This is a genomic window from Pseudohongiella spirulinae (assembly GCF_001444425.1).
In the GTDB taxonomy this organism is placed as follows: domain Bacteria; phylum Pseudomonadota; class Gammaproteobacteria; order Pseudomonadales; family Pseudohongiellaceae; genus Pseudohongiella; species Pseudohongiella spirulinae.
In genome coordinates this window covers 1871211-1891942 of the sequence record NZ_CP013189.1, presented here as the reverse complement: position 1 = coordinate 1891942, position 20732 = coordinate 1871211, and the positions used below count along the sequence as shown (strand labels likewise).

The window sequence follows — 20732 nt, the reverse complement described above, 5'->3', positions numbered from 1 at the left end:
TACCTATAACATTAGATTATGTTTATGAAAAACAGGAGGCGCTTATGCGATTCAGGCAATTGGAGGTGTTTCATGCGGTGATGACTGCGGGCACGGTCACACAGGCTGCCCGCAACCTGTCTGTGTCGCAGCCGTCAGTAACATCAAGCATTCAGCAGATGGAAGAAGAGATTGGCTTTCCACTGTTTGTTCGAAGTGGGGGGCGTCTCACGCCGACGGCAGAGGCCAGGATTCTGTTTGAGGAGGTTAATCGGGCGCATGATTCGCTGGTGGCCGTGCGGGGCCTGTGCGATCGCCTGAAAGACGGTGCGGCCGGACATATTCGAGTAGCGGCCACCCCGGCCATCTGTCAGCGGGTATTGCCGTTGGCGATCACCATTTTTCAGGAGCATCACAAGCGATTTACTTTTGATATCTCTTCGGAGCACTCGCCAGTGATTTTGTCGAATCTTGATGAGCGACCAACCGCGTATCACATGGGGTTCACCTTTGGCGGCGATGGTCTGGAAGGTATCTCTTCCATCAAACTGGCCGATATCCCGGTGTTCTGCGCGCTGCCGCGGCGCTGGCTGGGTCGGTTGCCTAAAGATTATCGTCGCGACACTCCCATTGATTTGAGCGTCATACGGGAGTGGCCCTTCATTGAGCTCTATGAGAATGAACCCCTGGGGCAGCGGGCCCGTAACGCCTGGTTGGCCACGGGTGTGTCGCCCAACAACATTGTCCGGGTTCACGACCACCATATGGCGGCGTCTTTGGTTAACAATGAGATTGGTTTTGCCATCCTGGATCGTCTGGCGATTAACGGGGTGTCCAACTTTGCAGATCAGTCGGGTATTCACGCTCTGCCTTTGCCTGATGCGCCGGATCTGCCTGTCACGGCAGTCTTTTCTCAGCGACGTAGCCTGTCATACCCCATGCGCTATTTTGTCGATTGTGTGAAAGCGGCGATTGATGAAATAGTGGTCCTTAAAAATGAGCATTAGTAAATTACGGTGATATATAAGTATAAATTATGGAAACATGATTTGTATTGACCTTGGTAATTTCATCTGTTTAACTCGGGCGTATCACAATTCTGTCAAATAAGCGCCGGAGGCAAAAACAACATGAAGCGGATCATATTTAGAAGTATTACGACAGCCTCGTCACTCACTGCGATGTTGGCCTCATCGATGGCCATGGCTCAGACGCCTGCACCCGAGGCAATGACCGATGTCGAGGAGATCATCACCGTAGGCAGTCGAGTGCAGGGCCTGTCCGAAGACGCCTTGCCGGTCACTGTCATGGGTGCGGATCAGATTGAGGCACTGGGTGCTACCAATATGCAGGATCTACTTAGCCACATTCCTTCCATCGGCGATTTTGAATTTCAGGATTCCAATACGGGTACCAATGGGGCGCGTGGTGATGTGGCTGGTGTCAATCTGCGCAGTCTGGGAACAGGCAATACGCTGACGCTGCTTAATGGCCGCCGTATGGTGGTGCACCCGACCTTTGAAAGTAAGAACGGAGTGCCCTCGATTCTGTATAACGTCAATAGTATCCCATCTTCTGCGGTATCACGTATTGAGGTGCTGCGTGATGGTGCATCCGCTCTTTACGGTGCAGATGCCACTGGTGGTGTGGTCAACATGGCACTGACGGAGCAGTACGAAGGCTTCAGCGCATCAGTGAAGTATGGTGGCAGCGAGAATACCAGCTACGACGAAACCACATTAACGGCCAAAGGCGGCGTGTCGATAAACGGCGGGCGAACGCATCTGGGATTTTTTGCGACCCATTATGACCGCACAGGGGTGATGATTTCTGAGCTGGATACGCTCTATAGCAATCTGGATCGGCGCGGTAATCCCTCTATCCCGGAAGAATGGCGTGACGATTCCCAACTGAATAACCTGTCATCTGTCACTCCCTACTCGGTGTTCCAGCTGGGGTCTCTGAACAGTCAGGGCCGTTTTGTATCCACTGGCAGTCGTCATGTTAATCAGGCGCTGCAGATAGGCACGGGAGTTGGCAGCCAGCGATTCAATTTTAACGAAGAGGTTCAGATAACGCCGGATACAGAGCGCAGCAACCTGATGCTGACCTTGAGTCATGATCTGGATAATGGCATTAACTCTTTCTCTGAGTTGACTTACTACAGTTCAGACTCAAAAACCCAGCGCGCGTCGGGTCCGCTGGACAGTGGCCTGGCCTACATTATTGTCCCATCGACCAATTACTACAATCCTACCGGGTCTGATGTGCTGTTGACGCGCTACCGTCCCACTGAAATGGGTGCCCGGGTCATTAAGGTGGAGCAGGATTCTTACCGTGTGCTGACAGGTCTGTCGGGTGAATTTAATGGTTGGGACTGGGAATCAGCCATCTGGTATTCGGCGGCGTCTGCTGACGATGAAGAATTCAATCGTATGTCCAAGACTTTACTGTCTCAGTCGCTGGCAAAGACGACACCTGACTCGTTTAATATTTTTGGTGGACCGGGTGCTAACAGTGAAGATATCCTGAATACAGTCCGTATTTCCAGTATCCAGAAATCGGAAAGCACATTGGCGTCATGGGATGCCAAGTTCACCAAATCTGATTTGTTCAGTCTGCCTGCTGGCGATGTAGGTACGGCATTGGGCCTGGAGTGGCGCCGCGAAACCTATCTGGATGATCGTGATCCACGCCAGGACGGCTCAATGCCCTACGATGTTAACGGTATCTTTGACGAAAGTGATGTCGTCGGTGTTTCAGCGACACGTGACTCTTCTGCAAGTCGCACAGTGGTCTCTGCTTATGCCGAGTTCGTAGTGCCTCTAACAAGTGATCTTGAGTTGCAACTGGCTGGTCGTTACGAGGACTTTTCTGATGCGGGCGATACGTTCAAGCCCAAAATCAGTGCGTACTATTCTCCGCTGGATATGCTGAGCCTGCGTGCGTCGTACTCCAAGGGCTTCCGCGCACCAAACCTGCCGCAGATGAATCAAGGTGATATCATCCGCCGCATTCTGAACGTGGAAGATCCGTTGCGTGCTGATGTGACGGGTCTGGACATTGATACAGGTGCGCTTTACCGCACAACGTCTCGATTGGGCAATAATGATCTGAAGCCAGAGCACACTGATACGGTGTCGATGGGATTTGTCTTTCAGCCAGCCGGCGCACTGGACGGCCTGATGGTGACGTTTGATGCCTGGGAAATCGAGCAGCGTAATGTGGTGGTATTGCTGGGTGAAGGTTATGAACTGGATGTTGAGGCTCAGTTTGGCTCTAACCCCAATGTAGTCAGAGCTGCACCGACGGCTCAGGATATTGCCCTGTTTGACGCCTGGAATGCCGCAAATCCTGATGATCAGCGCACGCCTGTGGGCCCGACCACCAATATCATCAGTCAATATATCAATGCGGATGTGCGCAAAGTAGAGGGCTGGGATGCTTCCGTACAGTATTCATTTGATGCTGGACAGGTGGGGCAGTTCCGTTTACGCACTGATGTCAGTAAATTGAGCCGGTTTGAACAGCAGGCCGGACCGGTAACGACTGACTTTGTGCGCCGTGCGGGAAATCCGGAATGGCGTGCCAGTGGCAGTATTGCCTGGATGAAAAACAATTGGCGCAGTAATCTGTCTGCCCGTTATGTTGGCAGTGTGTATAGCACCGGTCTGTACAACACGATAGCCAGTGGCGTCAGTGGCACAGTCGACAGCAATCTGAATCGCGTTTATTGGGATGTAGACACATGGACAACGTTCGACTGGAGTGTCGGTTATGAGTTTGTTGGCCGCGATGATATGTTGAACGGTACCAATATCAGTGCTGGTATTCGTAATTTATCCGATGAGGAACCGCCATTCGCTGATGTGGGTAACGGTTTCTATCAAGCCTTGCATAACTCTTACGGACGTGTCTGGTGGTTGGGTGTGGAAAAGCAGTTCTGATGTCACAGCAATGAAGACAAGCGGCGAACCTGGTTCGCCGTTTTGTTGTTAAAGAGGAGTAATCGTGTGAATTTCAAAGTATCCGCGCTTTTGGTAAGTCTTACTCTATCAGTGAACGTATTTCATGCTTCAGCCGATCAGCATTTCGCCGGCGTCGTTTCTTCGGCTACGCCTGAGGCCACGGCGGCTGGTATTGCCGTTCTGGAACAGGGTGGCAATGCCATCGACGCAGCAGTGGCCGTATCCCTGGCATTGGGCGTGAGTGAGCCGGCTGGTTCAGGCGTGGCCGGACAAACAGTGATGCTGGTGCATCCGGGCGATGGCAACGCACCTTTTGTGATAAATGGCACCTCTTGGTCACCGCGTGAGATTCCTGACAACGTCACCCGAGATCAATTGCGATTGGGATACACCGCATCCACAGTACCTTCTACACCTCGAGTGCTGGATTTTGCATATCGCCAGTATGGCAGCGGCGCAGTCGACTGGCGGGAACTGGTGCAGCCTGCCATTGATATAGCTGAGAACGGTTTTGAAGTGGGGCCGTTCCGTGAGCGGGCATTTCGATATTACGGCAATGTATTGCGCGGGCAGAGTACGGCAGCGGAAATATTTATCCGGGCTGACGGCAAGGATTACCAGATTGGTGACCGGGTATTTCAACACAAAACAGCTCTCCTGCTGCGACGTCTGGCAGAGCATGGCGCGGATGATTTCTACACAGGAGAGATAGCCGACTCGATCGCTCGCGATATGGCCGCCAACGGTGGCTGGATTACTGCTGAGGACTTGCGTAATTTTCCTGACCCAGAGGTGGTGGAGCCATTGTTCAGCCGTTTTCGTGGTTATGATGTGGCCAGCTTGCCACCTCCGTTTGGCGGCTGGGTAGCATTGCAGATGTTGAATGTGCTGCAGGCCTCACACAGCGACGCGTTGCCCGATGAGCAGGACGCGTTTGATCTGGCCATGCTGGATGCGCTGTATCTGGGACACCGTTCTCGTCAGCAGGCGCCGGAATTGAGTTTCTATGATTATAGTGATCAGATGGCAGAAAAAGTGTCCATGCGCACCGCGCAGGATCTGCTGGCGGCGTGGCAGCGCGAAATTGGCGGCGAGACTACGCATTTCTCTGTTGTCGACGCTAACGGGATGGCCGTATCGGTAACGCAAAGTATTGACAGTTATTTTGGCGCCGGGGTTGCCAATCCGGATTATGGGTTTCTGTATAACAATTACATGCAGGGTTTCAGGCTGGATGATGAGGACAGCCCGTTTGCTTTAAGGGAATTCGAGATGCCTTATTCGTCCATGGCTGCGACGATTTTGTCACGCGATGGTAAGGTAGATCTGGTACTGGGCAGTCCTGGCAGTGCACGTATCATTTCAGCCGTTGTGCAGGTTGTCAGCCGCTGGGCTGAAGGCAAGGCGAATATTGTGGACGCGGTAGCTGCGCCTCGGGTGCATGCTGTGGCCGCCCGGGCTGCCTATATGGAGCGCACCGAACTGTCGGTGGATATGCTGCAGGGTCTGGCGCAGCGTCAGCTGATTCTGCGTCGACCTCAGTTTGGTGTTGCCGATGGATTTTACGATCCTTACTTCGGGGGTGTACACGCTATAGCGCGTGAAGAGGAGGGCTGGCGTGGTGCAGCTGACCCCCGGCGTGATGGAACTGCGCAGACGGCTTATCGGAAAGGTGATGAGTGATGTGTGTTTTGATAATTCGAAGATTGCTGATTCTCAGTCTGTTGTGCGCGTGTTTTTCAGCTCGCGCAGATTTGTCGGCAGACGATGTCCCGCATTTTGAGTTTTCAGACTGGAGTGGACCTGAACTGCGGGTATGGTATGAACTGCCGGATAATTTTCATGCAGACATGCCGATTGTATTTGTAATGCACGGGGTCGGCCGCGATGCTGACCGTTATTACGCCGAGTGGCGTGAGTATGCGCATGAATACGATTTTGTGTTACTGGTACCGGAGTTCAGTGACGCCGATTTTCCGGGCGCAGCTGGCTACAATCTGGGGAATGTCTTTGATGCGAGCGGCGCAATGAATCCGGAGTCTATTTGGAGTTATTCAGCGTTGGATCCGATCTTCGAGCATGTGGCCAGTGAGTTGGGATCAAATCGGGAAAACTATCGACTTTATGGGCACTCAGCAGGTGCGCAATATGCGCATCGTTTTCTGTTGTACAAGCCCGCTGCCAAAGTTGAGCTGGCAATTGTCGCCAATGCGGGATGGTATACGATGCCTGATGCGTCAGTTGAATTTCCCTACGGTCTGCGATCGAGTGGTATCGACGCGATGAGTCTGACACCGTTGCTGGGGCGTCATGTCACCGTTCTGTTGGGGGAGGAGGATACAGATCCGGCACACCCTTCATTGCGGGTGACGCCAGAAGCTAATGCTCAGGGTGCGCATCGGTTCGCTCGTGGTCAGGCATTTTATCAGCAGGCGATGTCGTTGGCCGCTCGTATGAATGTTCCTTTTGCCTGGCAGTTACAGACTGTGGCGGGTGCTGCGCATAACAATAGTCAGATGGCTGAAGCTGCTGCGCCTGTTTTGGGGCGGTAGGTTCCCACTTTACGCTATTCTTGCCTCAAGCCCCAAAAACAATGCGGCTTTAACTAGCGCTTTATCCTGGCTTATCAGACATGCCCGGTTTCGCTCCGCGCAAGCCAGGTGCAGAGCGTCCAATGTTCGCAGCCGTGTGTTATACATGCTTATCCAGTGAGTCGCACGCTCGTAGTCGGCCGCCTCTATCGACGTCCTGACAAAGCGTTTTTGCCTGATATCATCACTGAACGTTGATTCAATTCGATTGGCTTGCGATTCGGTCAGTTCGCCCATGCGTATCCAGCGCGACAGTGCACTGGCAACTTCGACCTGTGTCAGGTGGCTGATCAGGACGGGCTGCTGCTGAGACATCAGCAGCGCCTGCACCCGTTCGCTGGCCGCTTCCTGCCTGTAGTAGGGCAGCAGGGCGCTGGTGTCAAAATAGAACATCAGTAGCGTTCTTCGTCCCTGAGAGTTCTGATTAGTGTCGTGGCATCCACTGTGGCTGCCGGTAAAGATGCGCGCAGCGCAGTCCGGTCCGGAAAACAGACATTGTCTGACTGAGGAGTGGTCAATCTGGCCACAGGTTTTCCGTGGCGAAGAATAATGATTTCCTCACCGGCTTCTACTGCGTCCAGCAGGGCTGACAGTCTCTCGCGTGTTTCTCGAACGTTAATTTTCTGCACCTTGATTCTCACTGAGGACTTAAATTGTGTACACGGGAAGTGTACGCAAATTACGCGTTCTCAGCAATACTGGTTTTCTTTGTTATAGATGAAGATGAACAAAATTGCTGAAGTGAGGCGCTGGTGACGGGTGGTGACGCGGGGGACGGTGGTAGTGCGCTGGGGACGGAGGCGGTCTACGTCCCCAAGCGTGGGGACGTAGACCGCCTCCGTCCCCAGCGCACTACCACCGTCCCCCGCGTCACTACCACCGTCCCCCGCGTCACCACCAGCCCCCAGCCTCACTCATAACGCGCATCCGTCAGCATATGCAGAAATGCCGTCAGCGCCTTGATTTGCCGCGGATTCAGCGGGAACCCACTCTCCAGCTTCTGCCGAACAATGCTGTCAGGCACATTGGCAGCCGCCCAGGGCTCGCCGGTTTCCGGGTTGATGCGCCCACCGTGGCCGGTTTCATTGAAATGGTTATAAAAGGCCATCAACGTCGATAGCTCAGTAAACACGCCGTTGTGCATATAAGGCCCGGTGACGGCGACATTGCGTAGACTGGGCACCTTGATACGACCGGCCAGCTCATCGGCTGCAAAGGCCTTAGCAACTGTCGGATTGGCGGCCAGCCCGGTGTCCCGATAATCGGCACCCAGGCCATTGCGGCTCAGCAACACGGTATTAAGTGGTGAACCAATATTCTCATAGCGGTGGTTGGTGAATAACTCACGTTCGGCATAACCACTTGCTTCTGACTGGTGACAGGTGGCACAGCTTGTAAAGCCTGGCGCAAAAAACAGTCCCATGCCGATCATCTCTTCACGGGTAGGGGTGTACTCGCCGCGCAGATAACGATCGTAGCGCGAGTCAAATGAATTCAGGGCATCGCTTCGCAGATAGGCGGCTAATGCATTGGCGACGCGCGTCAGCACCTGTTCAGGGGCGCGCGCATCACGCAGATAATTCTGGTAGTGGGCACTGTTGCCGACGCGTGCGACCAGCTCCTGCAGGTCTGTCAGCGCCATTTCTTTCTGATTGATAAACGGCGTCAATACCTGCGCTTCCAGGGTCGGCTCGCGGCCATCCCAGAAAAATCCGCCACGCACCGAATCGGCTGGTGCTGGCTCAACAGCTCTGGTCAACAGACTGCCGGAAACAATACTGTGTGAATCGTTAAGCGATAAATCTGGTGTGAAACCAATATAGGTCAGAGCCGGTGCATTGCGTTGACCGATGCTCAGATTGTCTGAGCCAATCGAGGCGCCGGCCATCATGGCGGCGGGCCTGGCATCAGAAAAAGCCCGTGCCGGATCATGGCAACTGGCACAGGACTGATTATTGTGACGTGACAAAGAGGTATCAAAAAACAGGGCCATGCCAAAGGCTTCCAGCTGCGCCGCGCTAAGGGGCGCGGCAGGGCTGGCAGAAGACGCTGACACCGCCGCGGTCGGAACCGGTGACGGTGTGTCAATCGCAGGCAACTGGCCTGCTTCGGGGGACAGTCCCCCGGCAGGCTCAGCGGATACCGATGCCTGGGCATCGTCAAGCAGCTGCAGCAGCTCCTTGCGCGTGCCGGGCGCATCGTACATCGGAATACGCCGGTTGGCCGTGATTTCCTCGGCCGTATAGGGCTGTGGCGAATCACCAGCAGCAAATGTTTCCAGCATCCAGTTTAACACCTCAGCCAACTGCTCATCGCGCAGTGGTGAGTGTGCGGAACCTGGCACCCTGATCAGATAGGCACGTCCTTCCGGGAAACTGGCAAAGAATCCCATGTGCTCATTCAGATCGGGCACGACACCGGTCATCCCGGAGCCATCCTCAATGTGACAACCGCCGCAGTGCAGCAAATAGTTGTACTGGGGCGAGGAAGGCTCCGGTGAGGCACTCGCCGTCGCCGCAGCGAAAGCGAGTGTCAGACCGGCCAGGCCGGTTCGCAGATCAGCGAAGAACGTTATTATCGCCATGACCAATCACCAGAGCCAGTGTGCAGTGATACGCGTGGCTGTTGGCACCGAAACACCACAGAATGGCATTGGACTTGGACGGGAAGTACACCGGCCGGTCGCCCTCTGAACGCGAACATCCGCAACCACAACTGCCTTTGCCACAGCAGTCGTTGTAGGAGATCAGGTAGTTTCTGCCGTCGGTAGGGTTAAAGCAGGAGCCAACCCAGGCCACCGTGGCGGTTTCCGATCCCGGCGGACAGGTGGTCATGGTGCCACCACAGCAGGAACACAGCGAGCCGCTCATCGCACAATAGCGCCAGTACTCACATGAATTGATGTCACCCATCTCTTCGATATCCGCGACGCCATTGACCTCTGGCAGATCTGTGGGCGGCGGGAAGGGGGTGGGCGACGATGTCTGGGCCGACGCGCGCGCCATGGGCAGCAGGGGAATAGCACCCATGCCGGCCATGAACACGCCAAAACGGCCCAGGAAGGAGCGCCGCGAAGTCCGCGCCGCGAGGAAGCGGATGGCACCAGTGGTGACCGAATCCAGATCCTTGAACAGTTGTGAAATTAATTCCTGACGGTTGCTCATTACGCCTGCTCCTCCAGATGACCGTTTTTAACCATGTAATCCTGAATTGACTCGTACCCGCTCTGCATGGCGTGCACCAGTGACTCCAGATGTTCGCGGCTGTTGACCAGCCCTTTGGAGCGCAGCACGCCCTGATCGTCGATCAGTACGGCATAGGGCAACTTGGCGACTTCAAAGCGCATGCCCAGTTCCAGAGAGACGATATAGGGGTATTTTTTCAGATCCATCTTGTCGATGTAGGCAAGATGCTGATCGGCCTGGCCACCGTCGCTGCCAAAAATCAGTGAGACGTTCTCACTGCGGGCCATGCTCTTGGCGGTTGGCACCAGCTCTTTACAGATGGGGCAGCTGGGTGAAACAAACAACAGCAGCTGGGCTTTGCCAGCCAGTGCGTTGCCACCAGTCGCACCAATCTCAACGGGCTTGCCGTGAATATCCGGAATGGACATGTTGGAGATTTTTTCACCCAGCTTGGGGCCGGATGTGGTCATCAGGGCGCCGGCCGGAGCCAGGCGGGTATGCAGAATGCCGATCTGTCGGGCCAGCGCAATCACAGCGAATACCAGAACCAGAACAACCAGGGTCAATAAAACTAATACTGCAGCCAATGCGTTACTCATGGCTCTTACTCCTTATGGGTTAACAAGTTGTGATTGCGGGAAAGGTGCTCCATCATCGTGTAGCTGAGCGAACACAGCACAACAAACAGCAGAGCAAATAACATGTCGAGCATGTTCAATGAGCGTGTGGCAACCGGAACCAGCATTAGCAAAGCGCCAAATGCCAGTATCAGGTTGCGCAGCACCAGCCAGGAGGACAGCGGTTGCGGTGTATCACCGCAGCCACAGTCGATAGCCGATCGTCCACGACGCAGATTGATGGCCATGGCCACCGCATAGGCGCTTAACAGCAGCGCCGCGGCGATGCCGCCAAAGGGTCGTGACACGGCAAACAGCATGCTCAGGGCAATCACGATTTCGATCCAGGGTAGTACCCGTGTCACCGGCGACAGCAGATTGTCGGGTACCAGTTGATAGGCAGACAGTTGGGCTTTAAAGCGCAGCGGAGCGCTGAGCTTGTGCCGGGCTGCCAGCAGAAACAGGATGGCCAGCGAGGTGGCAATCACAATGGTGATCAGGGGATCAATCATTAGCGCATCCCCTCATACAGTGCCTGGATGGTGCCGCTGGCGTTAGGCAGGGTGTGCTTCAGCACGCCGGTGCGGGGCTCGCGAATCTCCATTCCTTCGCTGGTGTTGATGACCAGCATGGGGTCAGGGCCGGGAGTCAGCAGGACACCGCGTGCGGTGACGCCATCATCCAGCTTGATGCGAACGCCGCGGTTGCCGGTGCGCATGTTGTAGACCCAGATTTCGGTGCCGTATTTATCGAAATACTCGCGACCACCGCCATCGCGCATCACAGTGGCCAGCAACGCTTCGCTGTCGTGCCAGGCGAAGGGCTGACTGCCGACAATGCGCCAGTGATCGTCATTAGGAAAGGCGACACCGTTAACATCGACCATGCCGTTAGTATCCGGGTTGATGTCAAAAGGTTCTGATACGTTTAACGTGTCGCCATTCAGAGTCACTTTGCGCAAAAAACCGTCAACGGACATGAACATCCAGCCATCGGCGGCAGGCACCGAGTAATCCCAGACGAAGTCGTCGAAGACATCAAAGAAAGCGCGGCTCTGAATGCGGCGCGCCACCTGTCCGGTGTTGTTCAGTTCAATATAGAGCGCTGTGCCGTCACCGCAGATGGAGATCCAGCCCTGGCCCTCCGGATAGATGCCTGAGCAGCTCGGCATTGACACCTCACCGACAAAGCGCATGTTTTCCACATCAACGATGCTCACTGAGGTAGCCGGGGAAATGTTCCACAGTCCCACATACTTCTGGTTGATCAACCCCATCATGCCGGGGTGACCGATGCCGGCGGGCATCTGTGGTAATTCCAGTTCGGCAATTGGGCTGGCAGTTTGCGCATCGTAGACCATAAACAGGTCTGTGCGATCACCATACAGGCCACGGCTATAGTAGCTGCCGTAGGTGTAGATGCGTCCTTCTTCCATATGCGGGGCGATTGCCGGGGTAAAATTGGATACCGCCAGTGAAGCGCCCACTTTTCCGGTTTCGGTATTGACCATGTAAATGGTGTTGCCGCGGTTGGCGGTAACCCAGTGATGGTCAATTTCCTCCAGAATGCCGACGTCACCAACGACGCTGTCCCACTGCGCGTTCGCGGCCCCACTGAGAGCCAGTGACGCCATCACAGCAAGTATTTTTTTCTTCATTTGATACCCCATTTTTGCTTGTTGAAATGACTGTGTTGAGTTGGAACGTCACGCAAAGCCTGGTTAAGCTCAACCAGATTGTTCGCGTAACGGGATGATCGGTCAAGATATTTCGCTGATATCGGTTTTTTTACCTGAACGGCGCTGAAAGTGGCCACTGCACGTTTAGATTTGTGTGGTGAAAAGCAATCGCTCTGTTCTTGCAGCGAGCAGTGCTTCAGGAGATTTTTGATAACAGTTTCAGGTTGTTGAACCATGTCTTCGTGTTTCACGATATGAATCAACTGTTCTGATTGCTGCTGCCACATGTCCATGGTGGCGGCGTGCAACGCCAGAAAGTGTCCGATGTCGGGCAGGCGATGCGCACAGGGCCAGTTTTTAGCGAATTTGTGCCGCCAGATGGAGAATCCCGTTTCGACAGCGTCACGCTGGGTATAAATCACCGGAGATTCCGGAAACAGGATTCTGATAAGGCCTATCAGGCGGAAATTCAGTGGCTGTTTATCGACCACCCAGCGTGCGGACTGGCCATCAGGCAGAGCGTGCAGGTATTGTTCACGCCAGGCGCCGGCACGGGTACTGATCAGGTGTCTGGCGACCGCCGTTCCCTGTTGCCGGGCCGTTTGCATGATTTCTTCATAGATGATCTGCAATCCAGGCAGTTCCCCGCCACCGCTGACATCGCTGTGTGAGGCCAGTACGGATTCAACCAGGGTGCTGCCTGAACGTGGCATGCCCAGCACGAAGATTGGCAGCGCCCGGTCTGGGTTGCGTTCTGCCAGCCAGTCCGATGTGATGGGCGTGGCGAAAATCTCTTTCAGCAATTGCAGTTCGGTTTCCTGTTGCTCCGGTTGATATTTGAACCCTTCCTGCTCGGAAATGGCCCGATTGACTTCGTTGGCCTGTTGCCAGGCATCAAAGGCCGCCTGGGTCTGTTCGCGTCTGTCGAGTGCATCACCCAGGGTGAAACCCAGCATGGTACGGTATTCAGGGTGGACGCGAGTGTCGTTAAACAGTCGGATGATGGTCTGCACGTGATCATCCTCCAGATTGCCTTCGCGCAACATGCCAAGATTGACGTAGGCAGGCGGGAAATCCGGTCTGGTTTTGATGGTTTGCAGGCAGTAATGTTCGGACAGTTCCAGTTCACCAGTCAGGTAGTGAAGCCGGCTTAGCGCGTAGCAGACTTCGCCGGACTGCGGTTGGGCGGATTCGGCAATCGACAGGTGATGTCTGGCGAGCGCGTAGTCCTGGGCGGCCATGGCCAGTCGGGCGGTGCTGATGTGGTGAGAGTGATTGTCCGGCTCCAGTTGCAGAACCTGATTAAAGGCAGTGATTGCTTCAGCAAAGCAGGACTGTTCAAACCAGGCGCGTGACAAGTGCTGCCATGCTTCGACACACGACGGATCAATCGCGGCCCAGTTGTCTGCGATGCGCGCCAGTTCGGGCCAGTCACGCAGACGGGCGGCCGTCGTGGCCGCCCCTCTGAGTTGTTGCTGACTGAATTGCCTCGGGTACTGCTTCATGGCGACCTTCATCGGAACGGATTGGCGATGTCTCTGATGTTCGCGAAGTTCGCTGACAGTCCCATATACACGAACCGACCCCGTGCGCTGACCGGTGTGTTCAGGTAGGTCGCGTCAGGTTTACGGTCACCCACGTTGTTGGCACCCAGGTAGGCTTTCAAGCCTTCGTTGAATGCGTATTCAGCCTGAATGTCGTGTACAAACAGATTTTTTGTGTTCAGGTAATCTGAAATATCGGGCTGTCTTTCCAACTGTTCTTCGGTGTAGATGTCCAGCTCGCTCTGATGATGCAGGCGATAGTTGACGGACAGAGGGCCACGCTGCCAGTTGGCGCTGAAGTTGGCAACCAGCTCAGGTGCCTGTTGTCCCAACAAGGTGGTGACCATGCCTGCCTGATCTATCTGACGTGGCGCTACAGTGGGCTGCACCAGCAGATCATTCAGGTAGCTGCCGTTGAATCCCAGCATCAAAGTGCCGCGATCAAAACCCAGGTCCGTCTGATAACTCACGCTGAAGTCTACGCCGGAGGTGTTCAGTTGGCTGACGTTAACCGGTCGCTGCTCGACGTCGATGATGACCCCAACAATGCCGTCCGTGGCGCGAGTGAACAAGGAACAGAACGCGTTATCCATGCTGGGTGCGTCGTAACAACGTTCCACGATTTCTGTTGAATTCGGATACAGGATGCCCTGATCCATTTCGATCTCCCAGACATCCACTGTGGCGACCAGGCCGGGCATGAATGTGGGGGTCAGGACAAAGCCAAAGGTGTTGGTGTCGCTGGTTTCTTCCTGCAGTGACGGGTTGCCGCCGATCACGCCGGGGCGGCCGACAGGCGAGGCCGATACGAAGGTGTTCGGATCCAGACCGAGCCTTGACAGATCAGCCGCACAGTTGGCGATAGTGTTGGCTGACTGGCTACCCAGGTTAGCCTGTTCACAGGGGTCGTCCGGTCGGAATGAACCTTCGTTATCTGGTGAGAACAGCTCGTTCAGGTTGGGTGATCGTACGGCACGTCCAAAAGAGCCGCGCAGGATTACGCTGTCGTTGAGGGTCCAGTTGGCACCGATACTGAAGGCGCTGGTCTGACCAATGGTTGAGTAGTCGGAGAAACGATAGGCACCGTCCAAACGCAGCGCCTGCATAAACGGCCCCAGGTCTTCGAATACAGGAGCGGACAGTTCAGTGAACACTTCCGCGACGTCGAATGAGGACGCGCTGCTGCGTTCAAAGTTCAGCGGTGTGAGACCATTGGGGTTGCTGCGAATCGGGTCGACATTGTTGCTGACTTCTTCCTCACGGTATTCGCCGCCGAGCACAAAGTCGATGGGGCCGGCTGGCAATTCCAGTCCGAAGCCGGAGCTGCTGCCTGCGATAAACGCGTTGGCCACTTTTTGTGTGATTTCGCCGTTATCCACCAGGGGGACGCCGCCGCCGGTCATAAAGGCGATGGCAGCCGCATTGGGGTTTGAAGGGTCAAGTGCACCAGGTGTGAAGTAGCCGGATGTCCCGTCAAAGAAGGGGTTAAACGGTGCACAACCGCTGTTCGGTCCCGGAGTGAAGCTGCTATTGGCTGGGTCTCCCCAGACAGCTGTGTTGTATGAAGATACGATATTGTCCACGGCCGGCACAGCAGAAGGGTCGAGGTTGGAACGACAGGTGGGTTGGCCGGTTGCGGGGTCTGTTACAGCATCCAGTGCAGCAAAGTAGCGGTCTTCTCGGCGGATGTTGGTCAGCCTTGAGGTTACGTCAGTCTGACCGTAGTTCAGTGACACCTCGTAGTTCAGCCAGTCGGTCATATCGCCACGTACACCGGCCACCACGCGGAAAGTGTCACGTGTAATATCATTGAACGGACGAAGCTCCAGGTCATCACGTGCCAGATTAACCACGGGATCCTGGATGCCGGCCAGGGCCGTGTCGAAAGAATCCGGAATAAAGGGGTTCTCCATACTCAGTTCCAGCACGGATGTGAAGGATGACGAGCGTGGGTTTACGGTGTCAGTGGTGACGTACTTCAATTCAGTAAACGCTGTGGCACTGTTGCTCAGATCGTAGCGGCTGTTCAGGTTGATGGCGTGTACGTCTGACTCAGGCAGAAACTGGCTGGTAAAGAAGGCTGTTGGTGTGCCGTCACCTCCTAAAGATGTGGCACCTGATACTGGTCTGCCTGCGTCGAATGGCTGGCCGCGGGCATTCAACTTGATATCGCCAAATGCCAGGGGGGCGCCAGTTGCAGTATTGAAGCCCAGGATGTCGTAACGTCCGTCAGGAGCAGTGAAGATATAGCGACGATCGCCGGCTACAATTCGGTCTGGCACGTTGGGGTCATCGGCCTGGCGATACTCAGCCGGGTTGTTCACGATGTACTGGCGTCCTGTCAGGCCATAATCACGTTCAAAGATCTGCAGGGACTCTTGACCGCGAAATTCGTAGCTGGCAGTCACGTTGCCGCGACCGTCAGCAAAGTTGCTGCCCCAGACGAACGAGGCAAAAAACTGCTCGGCATCACCTTCGCCGGAAATGCCAGCCTGGGTGCGCATGTCGAAGCCTTCGAAATCATCTTTCAAGACAAAGTTCACGGCACCTGATACCGCATCGGCTCCGTATACAGCGGAGGCGGCGCCGGTGAGAATGTCGATGCGTTCAATCAAGGCAGTTGGAATGGTGTTGGTATCAACTAACGGCTCACCCGTGGCGATAGAGCTGACGTGGCGTCGGCCGTTGACCATCACCAATGTGCGGTTGGTGCCCAGGTTTCGCATGTTCAGAGCGTTGATACCTGTTCTTGTACCGTTAGAGCCGCTAGCTGATTCAAACGAGCCAGTAGAGCCGACCAGTGCGCCGACTTCGCTCACAAAGTCTTCCACGTTAACGGTACCGGCTGCTTGCATCTGTTCGGTACCCAGAGAAAGAACGGGGGCCACATAGTCACCTTCGAAACGTGTGATACGTGATCCGGTTACAACGACTTCTTCCAGCGTTGGCATATCGGCGGACTGCTGTGCGCTGACTGCACCGCTGATCGGAAAGATGGCTGCGGAAATGGCAGCAGACAGCATGTTAAGTCTGAAAGGATGTTTGCTGGCGTTGTGGTGTGTGGGCATGGAGCGGTTCCTCATAGACGACTGATTATTGATGACTACGGGGCTTGAGCAGGTTTCGTGCCAAGCATGTTTTTGGAAGGCTTTTTTTGAGAGTTTCTTTTATAAGCATCTGATCAATAACAATAAAAAATTTGTCTGGGGGTTTTGCGGTCAGGACTTATGGGTTCAGAACGCTGGATGCTGTGGGTGGGGTTTTGCGCGAGAGTGGTGCGCGGGTAGGGCGGAGGTGGGGCGCGGGGGACGGAGGCGGTCTACGTCCCCCGCGTTTTACGCATGCGTAAACGCGGGGGACGTAGACCGCCTCCGTCCCCCGCGCACTCCCACAAACCCCAAAAATTCTGTTATCCTCAAACTGTCGGGTAATAGGGCGTCAGATCAATAGCCCGACTGGAAAAGGGGAAATCAAAATGTCACGTTTAGCCAGCGTTCGTCGTCTGGCAACGTTCGGTATTGCGCTGGTGGTCGCCGTATCACCTGTGTCCGCAATTTATGGCCAGACGTTGTCGGAAAAGCTTGAGCAGGGGTTTGTGCAGGGCGTCGGTTGGTCAATTGCTGAGGCAGATGAAATTTTTCGTCAGGCGCTCGATGCGGATTCAGCTACGTTGATGGAACGAGCGGTACAGGCTTACCGTGCGGCCGAGGGGCCTTATGGTCTTAGTCAACTGCCAGCCATACAGCATCTGCTGCAGCATCGATTAAAGCAGCAGGATTGGCCCCAGTTGCGCCGTGACCTGTCCACAGCCATGGGTATTTACACGGCACACTACGAGCCGGATCATCCAATCTTTATTAAAGTCTCGCAGGTGCGTGCGCACTGGCACCTGTTGGCCTACTTTAACGGTGGTGAAATCAATCGCTCGACAGATCTCTCTGCCGTTCTGCCAGAACTGGAAGCGGCCTATCGGTTGACAACACAGGCCATTGAGCTGGCATCGGATCACTACGGTCAAGCCTACCCGGATCTGCCGGAAATGTTGCGCGACATGGCGGCGATGTCCTGGCTGTTTGCCCATCACCACAGGGCTGGCGACACGCGGGCAGGGCGTATTCAGACCAGTCATAGTGGCAGTCACCGCCTGGCTGCAAATGATCCTGCGCACGACCGTCACGGTTATCGTCAGGGGCGGCAGGCTTTGCAGGGTGTCATTGATCTATATCTGACTGATGAACAGATTGAGCAGGCTACCCTGGCTCAGGCCTGGCTGGATCTGTCGGGATGGCACCAGCAGTTTGGCTATCAACGCCGTGCAGAAGATGCCTATATGCAGGCGCAGAAATCAGCCGATGCCCTGGATGAAGAACAGCGAGATCGATTGTTCAGAAATAAAGCGAGTCTGGATCCATTGAGCTGGTTGAATACGGGACTGGCTACGAGTCTCGTTTTTCCAAACGGACGATTCTGAGTTCAGACGCCTTCATGCAAAGTATCTGCCCGGCATCCTGCTCAAGCTTGAGCCATACTTCGCGCGCATTGTCGGAGATTCTGTCGGTGAGCAGCTCGCCCAGTTGACGATTGTAGGGGCCGCTGGTAATACGGACGATAATGCGCAGGTCGTCCGGCGAAGTAATCTGCCAGGTGTTTTGTCGATTGTTGAGCGCTGTTGTTTCAGCGAATTTTAATAAGCGACCATAAGGTGAGTTGCGTGAAGCCGAGTCAAGTTTAATAAATGTTTCGTTCAGCACATCTCGCGCTCGCTGACGATGTATGCCTCGCCCGGCGGCTTCGACGCACAGGTCATTGCAGCGCTTTTCATCCAGTTCGTGTAACTGCCGCAGAATATTCAGCGTGTCGGTATCGGCGCAGATGCCCTGTTCGTATAGTTGCAGTACACAGGGCGGTAGTTTGAGCAGGCCAAGATACGCGCTCACATATTTGCTTGATTTCCCCAGTCGTTTGGCGATGTCGACTTGCTTCCAGCCTTCATTGATAAATTTCTGCAGAGCGTGGGCAATTTCCAGCGCCGTCAGGTCCTCGCGCTGAATGTTTTCGATCAGCTCACCGGCGGTCTCATCCAGCTCACTTAGCTGACGCTCATTGACGATAATGTCGATGTGACTGATGCCCGCCTGAATGCAGGCCCGCCAGCGACGTTCACCTTTTTGGATAACATACTTTCCGGCCTGATTGCGCGGTGAGACGATGATTGGTGTTTGCTGTCCTTCCACCAATAGCGATTCGGCCAGGGCGTCGATGTTGCGAAACTGCTTGCGCACCTGAGGTTTGGGCAGCACCTCATCCACGCTGACCCTCAGGACGCGTTTCAGCTCACTTGTAGCCTTGTCACTCTGCATGGCGCTCATGGCCGTGTGCCCTCACACAGTCAGGTGGTAGTGCGCGGGGGACGTAGACCGCCTCCGTCCCCCGCGTCTACCATCGGTCTCGCGGTTAACCATCATCACGAAGCAATGATGCATAAACTGCGCCAATGTGCCGGCGAGGTGCTGTAGGCCTTGATTGATGTGGCTTGTTAGCTATAGTTGTCTTTCGCATGCGTAATTTTTTCGCACCATGGCTGGGAGTCGGAGTAAGATGTGCCCCACCAAAACGCTTTATCAATGGCAACGGCTGGGGACCTAGACTGCCTCCATCCCCGGCACCAGGGAACACCTATGACCCGTGAATCAATATCCGTGCTGGATATGTTCAAAATTGGCATCGGCCCGAGCAGTTCCCACACACTGGGGCCGTGGCGGGCTGCGCAACGCTTTGTGGCGGAGCTGAATGCTGAGCGTCCACCTCGGGCGGCGCTGGCAAGTGTGCGGGTCTATCTGTACGGCTCGCTGGCCAAGACTGGCAAAGGTCACGGCACGGATGTGGCGATCATGATGGGCCTGTCGGGTGCCGATCCGGTGACTTTTCCGGTCGACCGCCTGGCTGACACCATTCAAACCATCCGCCATGACAAGACCATTAAACTGGCTGGCGAGCAGTTGCTGGCTTTTGACCCTCAGCAGTGTGTGCAGTTTTGCGCTCAGGAATCCTTGCCGGAGCATCCCAATGGTATGCGTTTTGTGGCTGAGTTTGCTGATGGCACAGATCATAATGCGGTGTATTTTTCGATTGGCGGCGGCTTTGTGTCGCGGCTCGATGAGCTGGGCACCAGCGCGGTGGATTTTGTTGAGCTGCCGCACCCGATAGAGACGGCCGCTGATCTTAAACGCTGGTGCTCGGAAACCGGCTTGTCTATCGCGCAGGTGGTAGAGAAAAATGAATTGACCTGGCGCGGTTCAGACGAGACGCATCAGGCCGTCATGCAGATATGGCAAGCGATGTATGAGTGCCTGTATCGTGGCTGTCATGCCAATGGCGAACTGCCGGGTAATCTGCATGTGACGCGCCGCGCCGCTGCTTTCAATCGACGCTTGCTTGATAATGATATCGACTATAACAAAGACACATGGCGCTATGTGATTCGTGAGTCAGGCACAGGTTTCTCTCATACGCTCGACTGGTTGAGTTGCTTTGCACTGGCTGTTAATGAGGAAAATGCGGCTTTTGGGCGTGTGGTGACGGCACCGACCAACGGGGCTGCCGGTGTGATTCCCGCCGTGCTCTGGTATCTGCTGGTGTTTGAGCAGGACAGGCCGGACGAGGAAGTGATCAGGGAGTTTCTATTCACCGCCTCAGAAATTGGCTGCCTGTTTAAAAAGCGGGCAACCATTTCAGCGGCTATGGGTGGCTGTCAGGCGGAGATCGGTGTCTCTTCGGCGATGGCTGCAGCAGGGCTCACGGCCTGTCGTGGTGGCCGTGTCGATCAAGTGATGATGGCGGCTGAAATTGCCATGGAGCATCATCTGGGCCTGACCTGCGACCCGGTCGGCGGGCTGGTGCAGATTCCCTGCATTGAACGCAACGCCATGGGCGCGGTGAAGGCGGTGACAGCATCGCAACTGGCACTGTTCGGCGATCCATCCAAGGCCAAAGTGTCACTGGATGCGGTGATCAGCACCATGTGGCAAACGGCGGCTGATATGAGTGACAAATACAAAGAAACCTCGGAAGCCGGTCTGGCGGTGAACATTCCGATCAATTTGAGTGAGTGTTGATGCTCTGCTATGGTTGCCAACGGCGTTTCGCGCCCAGCTCTGTTATCCGTCAACA

General features: G+C 55.0%; 16 protein-coding genes. 6 read left to right on the top strand and 10 right to left on the bottom strand.

What is annotated here, in order from left to right; all coding sequences use genetic code 11:
* Window positions 1-44: 44 nt before the first annotated feature.
* From PS2015_RS08640 to PS2015_RS08625, 4 genes are all read left to right on the top strand, one after another.
* Window positions 45-986, top strand: a complete 942-nt coding sequence (locus PS2015_RS08640) for a LysR family transcriptional regulator (protein ID WP_058021824.1) — start codon at window positions 45-47, stop codon at window positions 984-986.
* 123 nt (window positions 987-1109) lie between these two features.
* Window positions 1110-3926 (top strand): TonB-dependent receptor domain-containing protein, encoded by a 2817-nt coding sequence (locus PS2015_RS08635; protein WP_082628060.1) that lies wholly within the window; start codon window positions 1110-1112, stop codon window positions 3924-3926.
* Window positions 3927-3992: 66 nt separating this feature from the next.
* Window positions 3993-5630 carry a gamma-glutamyltransferase family protein gene (locus PS2015_RS08630; protein WP_058021822.1) on the top strand — a complete coding sequence of 546 codons (1638 nt, stop codon included), beginning with the start codon at window positions 3993-3995 and terminating at the stop codon, window positions 5628-5630.
* Window positions 5630-6499: an alpha/beta hydrolase family protein gene (locus tag PS2015_RS08625; RefSeq protein ID WP_058021821.1), complete on the top strand. Its 870-nt coding sequence runs from the start codon at window positions 5630-5632 to the stop codon at window positions 6497-6499. Before PS2015_RS08630 ends, PS2015_RS08625 begins: the two co-directional genes overlap by 1 nt.
* Window positions 6500-6508: 9 nt before the next feature.
* On the opposite strand, the gene PS2015_RS08620 is transcribed toward PS2015_RS08625, so the two are convergent.
* From PS2015_RS08620 to PS2015_RS08575, 9 genes are all read right to left on the bottom strand, one after another.
* A complete protein-coding gene (locus tag PS2015_RS08620; protein WP_058021820.1) occupies window positions 6509-6931 on the bottom strand; it encodes a type II toxin-antitoxin system VapC family toxin in 423 nt (140 codons plus the stop codon).
* Entirely contained in the window at window positions 6931-7167 is a 237-nt protein-coding gene (locus PS2015_RS08615) for a type II toxin-antitoxin system Phd/YefM family antitoxin (RefSeq protein WP_058021819.1), read from the bottom strand. The genes PS2015_RS08620 and PS2015_RS08615 overlap by 1 nt, the downstream gene beginning before the upstream one ends.
* 281 nt (window positions 7168-7448) lie before the next feature.
* Window positions 7449-9122 (bottom strand): cytochrome c peroxidase, encoded by a 1674-nt coding sequence (locus tag PS2015_RS08605; protein WP_082628058.1) that lies wholly within the window; start codon window positions 9120-9122, stop codon window positions 7449-7451.
* Window positions 9097-9702 carry a methylamine dehydrogenase light chain gene (locus PS2015_RS08600; protein ID WP_058021816.1) on the bottom strand — a complete coding sequence of 202 codons (606 nt, stop codon included), beginning with the start codon at window positions 9700-9702 and terminating at the stop codon, window positions 9097-9099. Before PS2015_RS08600 ends, PS2015_RS08605 begins: the two co-directional genes overlap by 26 nt.
* On the bottom strand, window positions 9702-10322 hold the full coding sequence (gene mauD, locus PS2015_RS08595; RefSeq protein WP_058021815.1) for a methylamine dehydrogenase accessory protein MauD: 621 nt from the start codon (window positions 10320-10322) through the stop codon (window positions 9702-9704). The genes PS2015_RS08600 and mauD overlap by 1 nt, the downstream gene beginning before the upstream one ends.
* Window positions 10323-10327: 5 nt before the next feature.
* Window positions 10328-10852 carry a MauE/DoxX family redox-associated membrane protein gene (locus tag PS2015_RS08590; RefSeq protein ID WP_058021814.1) on the bottom strand — a complete coding sequence of 175 codons (525 nt, stop codon included), beginning with the start codon at window positions 10850-10852 and terminating at the stop codon, window positions 10328-10330.
* Window positions 10852-11997: an amine dehydrogenase large subunit gene (locus PS2015_RS08585; RefSeq protein WP_058021813.1), complete on the bottom strand. Its 1146-nt coding sequence runs from the start codon at window positions 11995-11997 to the stop codon at window positions 10852-10854. The genes PS2015_RS08590 and PS2015_RS08585 overlap by 1 nt, the downstream gene beginning before the upstream one ends.
* Window positions 11994-13523 carry a tetratricopeptide repeat-containing sulfotransferase family protein gene (locus PS2015_RS08580; RefSeq protein WP_169792287.1) on the bottom strand — a complete coding sequence of 510 codons (1530 nt, stop codon included), beginning with the start codon at window positions 13521-13523 and terminating at the stop codon, window positions 11994-11996. Before PS2015_RS08580 ends, PS2015_RS08585 begins: the two co-directional genes overlap by 4 nt.
* Window positions 13524-13531: 8 nt before the next feature.
* The gene (locus PS2015_RS08575) at window positions 13532-16630 is read right to left on the bottom strand and encodes a TonB-dependent receptor domain-containing protein (protein ID WP_058021811.1); all 3099 of its coding nucleotides are present in this window, start codon (window positions 16628-16630) and stop codon (window positions 13532-13534) included.
* 407 nt (window positions 16631-17037) lie between these two features.
* On the opposite strand from PS2015_RS08575, the gene PS2015_RS08570 reads away from it, so the two are divergent.
* The gene (locus tag PS2015_RS08570) at window positions 17038-18033 is read left to right on the top strand and encodes a hypothetical protein (protein WP_058021810.1); all 996 of its coding nucleotides are present in this window, start codon (window positions 17038-17040) and stop codon (window positions 18031-18033) included.
* Here PS2015_RS08570 and PS2015_RS08565 read toward each other — a convergent pair.
* Window positions 17999-18931 (bottom strand): ParB/RepB/Spo0J family partition protein, encoded by a 933-nt coding sequence (locus PS2015_RS08565; protein WP_058021809.1) that lies wholly within the window; start codon window positions 18929-18931, stop codon window positions 17999-18001. The genes PS2015_RS08570 and PS2015_RS08565 overlap by 35 nt on opposite strands.
* Before the next feature lie 309 nt (window positions 18932-19240).
* Between PS2015_RS08565 and PS2015_RS08560 the strand changes: the two genes are divergently transcribed.
* Complete coding sequence (locus PS2015_RS08560) at window positions 19241-20677, top strand: L-serine ammonia-lyase (RefSeq protein WP_058021808.1); 1437 nt, start codon at window positions 19241-19243, stop codon at window positions 20675-20677.
* Window positions 20678-20732 lie beyond the last annotated feature (55 nt).